Source organism: Arthrobacter sp. JCM 19049 (assembly GCF_001310435.1).
This window is the reverse complement of the sequence record NZ_BAXF01000397.1, coordinates 1-2032: the sequence shown is the minus strand read 5'-3', so window position 1 is coordinate 2032 and position 2032 is coordinate 1. Positions and strand designations below refer to the sequence as shown.

Annotated in this window: 1 protein-coding gene and 1 pseudogene; both read left to right on the top strand. The window is 66.5% G+C overall.

The window, feature by feature from the left end; genetic code table 11:
• Positions 1 to 183: 183 nt before the first annotated feature.
• Positions 184 to 1076: pseudogene (locus tag JCM19049_RS12640) on the top strand (ParA family protein).
• Between the two features lie 109 nt (positions 1077 to 1185).
• On the top strand, positions 1186 to 1881 hold the full coding sequence (locus JCM19049_RS12635; RefSeq protein WP_054821766.1) for a ScpA family protein: 696 nt from the start codon (positions 1186 to 1188) through the stop codon (positions 1879 to 1881).
• Positions 1882 to 2032 lie beyond the last annotated feature (151 nt).

Sequence of the window (2032 nt, the reverse complement as noted above, 5' to 3'; positions counted from 1 at the left end):
TCCCGCCGCGGCGCCGGGCAGCGCCGCTCTTTGGGATCTTCAGCGTATATACAGCATTTGAGTTAAGGTTCAAGGTCAAGGCTCGCCGTGCAAGAGGGGAAATTCCCCTAAATGAGCCACGTCGGGCGATAACCTGTAGACAAGCAAATGACCGATCCGAATGGGAAGTGTGGTTCGCCAATCGTGAGCGAGGAACAGGGCAAGATCCGCGGGGCAGGAATGCTCAAGGAACCAAAGCCGGTGGGACCCACCGGCAAGCCGCTGACCGATTTCCCGAACCCGAGCCGCTGCCGTCGCACGGTCCGGCCCGGGTCATCGCGATGGTCAACCAGAAGGGCGGGGTGGGCAAGACCACCTCGACCATTAACCTGGCCGCGGCGCTGGCCGAATACGGCCGCAAGGTGCTGCTGGTGGACTTCGACCCCCAGGGTGCGTTGTCGGCCGGCTTCGGGATGAACCCGCACGAGCTGGACGTGACCGTCTACAACGTGCTGATGGAGCGCAACACCGGGATCCGCGACGCGATCCGCACCACCGAGGTGGCGAACATCGACCTGCTGCCGGCGAACATCGACCTTTCCGCCGCCGAGGTGCAGCTGGTCAACGAGGTCGCCCGCGAGCAGGCACTGGAACGGGCGCTGCGCGAGGTGATCGACGACTACGACGTGGTGCTCATCGACTGCCAGCCCTCCCTGGGGCTGCTGACCATCAACGCGCTGACGGCCGCGCACGGGGTAATCATCCCGTTGACCGCCGAGTTCTTCGCACTGCGTGCGGTGGCGCTGCTGATGGAGACCATCGACAAGGTCAAGGACCGGCTGAACCAGATGCTGGAGGTCGACGGGGTGCTGGCCACCATGTACGACGCCCGCACGCTGCACAGCCGCGAGGTCATCGGCCGGCTGGACGAGGCATTCGGGGAAAAGCTGTTTGAAACCGTGATCAAGCGCACCATCAAGTTCGCCGACGCGAACGTGGCCGCCGAACCGATCACCTCCTACGCCTCGAACCACCCCGGCGCCGAGTCCTACCGCAACCTGGCCAAGGAACTGATCTACCGCGGCGGCGCCCCGTAATGACCGCCACGCTCACGCATGCGCCAGCCGGCGACGAGCGGAGTCAGGAGCCGCCGCCGGCGGCAGCGGGTTCCACCTGGAGCTGGCCAACTTCAACGGGCCGTTCGACGTGCTGCTGCACCTGATCACCAAGCGCGAGCTGGACATCACCGAGGTGGCGCTCGCCGAGGTCACCGACGAATTCATCGCCTACCTGCGCGCCCTGCAGGCCCAGCCCGGCGACGGGCTGAAGATGCTGGATGAGACCACCGAATTTCTGGTGGTCGCCTCCACGCTGCTGGACCTGAAGGCCGCCCGGCTGCTGCCGCGCGGGGAAATGGCCGACGACGAGGACTTCGAACTGCTTGAGGCCCGGGACCTGCTCTTCGCCCGGCTGCTGCAGTACAAGGCGTTCAAGGAGGCGGCCGCAGTGCTGGGCGACCACTACGACGCCGAATCCGCGCACATTCCGCGCGAGGTGCCCCTGGAGCCGCACTTCGCGGCGCTGCTGCCCGAGCTGATCTTCAACATCACCCCGCAGCAGTTCGCCCAGATCGCCCGCCAGGGCCTGGCCCCGAAACCCGAGCCGGAGACCGAAGTGGGGATCTCCCACCTGCACGGGGCGAATGTCACGATCGGCCAGGAAGCCGAGACCATGCACCGGATGCTCACCGAGCGCGGCAGCCTGGACTTCACCCAGCTGGTGGCCGACGCCGAAAGCCAGCTGGTGGTCGTGGTGCGCTTTCTGGCGCTGCTGGAAATGTTCCGGCAGAAGGCGATCAGCTTCCGGCAGCCGGCTCCGCTGGCGCCCTGGTGGTGCAGCTGACCCAGGACGGTGAGCTGGACGCCGCGGCCATGGAGGATGACTACACCGGCACCGCAGCCGGGGACAATACCGACCCCCGGGACAACGCCAAACCCGGAGACACCAAGCCGACCCAGGGCGCGATGCCCGATGACGCCACGTCCGCCGGTGG